This is a genomic window from Microbacterium sp. Bi128, from assembly GCF_918698205.1.
Window position 1 is genome coordinate 1 of the sequence record NZ_CAKKMM010000949.1, and the last position, 2,004, is coordinate 2,004.

Consider the following 2,004-nt stretch of genomic DNA (forward strand, 5'->3'; position numbering starts at 1 on the left):
GGTCGGCGACGGCCCGCAGGATGAGCCCGGTGATGAGCAGCGTCCACGACACCGCCTCGGCGATCGCGAGCGTGCGGAACAGGGTCAGGGGCGTGCGGAACACGTCTCTCCTCGTACGGTCGGGGCTTTCCAGCCTACGGAACGCGGGTGGACGTCACCCTCCGCACCCTTCGATGTCGAAGCAGCCCCGCGTCACTCGACGGGTTCGTCGTCACCGTCGAGCGTCGGGTCGGACTTCTCCCCCTGCGCCGCTGTCGACGTGTCGGGCTCGGGGCCGGGCTCGATCGGGGGCTTCTCTCGGTCGGCATCCATGCCTCCACCCCATCACACGAGGGCCGCCGCCGTCCCGCGCCCCACCCGCGCGGACGCGGACGCCGCACGTCGCCGCCGGCGAGATTCCCGGATGCCACACCACGACGCCGCCGCAAGCGTGCCGCTCCGCCCGACGTAGGCTGGAGCGGTGGCGGAATCCCGGGGACGCGTGTGGACCGGGGTCATCCGCGTCGGACCCCATCAGGGCGATCATCGCGTCGCTGCGCGGGCGGCTCTGAGCGTCGGTGTCCCGCTGCTGGTGCTGCTGGTCATCGGTCGCCTGGATCTCAGCGTCTACGCGTCTTTCGGTTCTGGCGATGCTGCTGGGCACCGCGCTGTCCGCGCTCGCGACACCGCCGCTGGCGAGCGTGGCGGTCGTGGCGACGCTCGCCGCGGCAGTGACGCTGTTCGCGTACCGGTCGCAATGGCATCCGCCCGGTGCGCTGTTCACCGTCTTCGCGGCCGGCGCGTGCGCGAGCTTCCCCGCGACGGCGGCGACCTTCGGGCTCGTGCTCCTGGTCGGGGCGAGCAGCGTGATCTGGAGCCTCCTCGTGACCGTCTCGTTCGTGCTCGCGCGACGCGGGTCGTGGCGGCTGCCGACGCGCCCGCGCCCTCCGATCGGCGCCGTCGCGTGGGAGATGACAGCGACGGTCGGAGCCGCGGCGCTCCTCGCCGGTATCGCCGGTGCCCTGCTGATCGGTACGCACTGGTACTGGGCGATGGTCGGGGCCGTCGCGGCCGTGGGCGGGGCGCACGTCACCGCGCGTCTGATCCGCGGAGTGCAGCGCCTCGTCGGCACCCTCCTCGGAGTCCTCATCGCCGCGGGCCTGCTCGCACTGTCGCTCCCGCCGTGGGCGGTGCTCGTCGTCGCGATCACCCTGCAGGCCGGCGCCGAACTCTTCGTCGGACGCAACTACGGCATCGCGATGGTCTTCATCACGCCGTTGGCGCTGCTGATGATCTCGCTCGCCTCCCCCGCCACGCCCGACATGCTGTTGCGCGACCGGGTCCTCGAGACCGTGATCGGCGTCGCGGTCGGCACGGTCGTCGCGATCGTGTCGGCAGCGTTGCGTCGGCGACCCTCGCTAGGGTGACTCCGACATGACGACTTCCCCCGACGTCGAGCCCGCATCCTCGCCGCGCCTCGGCCACGACGCCGCCGAGCGGATCAGCGCGGGCTGCTACGGCGCTCTCGTCTCGGCATCCACCCTCTTCGGTCTCGGCGACTCCGATGTGGGCGTCGTCATCGCGGTGGTCGCGCTGACGAACATCGTGTACTTCGCCACCCACGTCTTCGCGTACTCGCTCGGTGATGTCTCGACCGACCGCCCGTCGCGGATCATCGCGCACCACCTGCGAGTGAGCGCGCCGATGGTGTCGGTGACCTTCGCGCCGCTGCTCGTCGTCGTGGCGCTCACGGCCTTGGGGGTGACACTGCCGACGGCATTGCTGTGGGGTGTCGGAGTCGCGATGATCTACCTCGTCGTCGTCGCGACCACCGGCGCACGCCTGCGCGGCTACTCCCCGCTCACCGTGGTGCTGACGGCGGTGGGGGCCGCAATCGTGGCGGCGCTTCTCATCGTGGCGAAGCTGCTGCTGCACTGAAGGTGACAGGCTTGGTCCGGTGAGCACCGAACTTCTCCCCTCGTCGCGCGTCGTCGCCACGGAGACCGAGCGATGACCGCCCCCCCC

At 71.4% G+C, this 2,004-nt stretch carries 2 protein-coding genes; both read left to right on the top strand.

From position 1 onward, the window contains the following. The first annotated feature begins 629 nt into the window (after positions 1-629). Positions 630-1,406, top strand: coding sequence for an FUSC family protein (locus tag LQV45_RS28375; RefSeq protein WP_230010286.1), 777 nt, complete (start codon positions 630-632; stop codon positions 1,404-1,406). Between the two features lie 7 nt (positions 1,407-1,413). After that, positions 1,414-1,917, top strand: coding sequence for a hypothetical protein (locus LQV45_RS28380; RefSeq protein ID WP_230010289.1), 504 nt, complete (start codon positions 1,414-1,416; stop codon positions 1,915-1,917). Positions 1,918-2,004 lie beyond the last annotated feature (87 nt).

What these genes read in the sequence shown, in the direction of transcription:
- LQV45_RS28380 (WP_230010289.1), top strand. Translation starts at nt 1,414, where the DNA reads ATGACGACTTCCCCCGACGTCGAGCCCGCATCCTCGCCGCGCCTCGGC.
- LQV45_RS28375 (WP_230010286.1), top strand. Translation starts at nt 630, where the DNA reads ATGCTGCTGGGCACCGCGCTGTCCGCGCTCGCGACACCGCCGCTGGCG.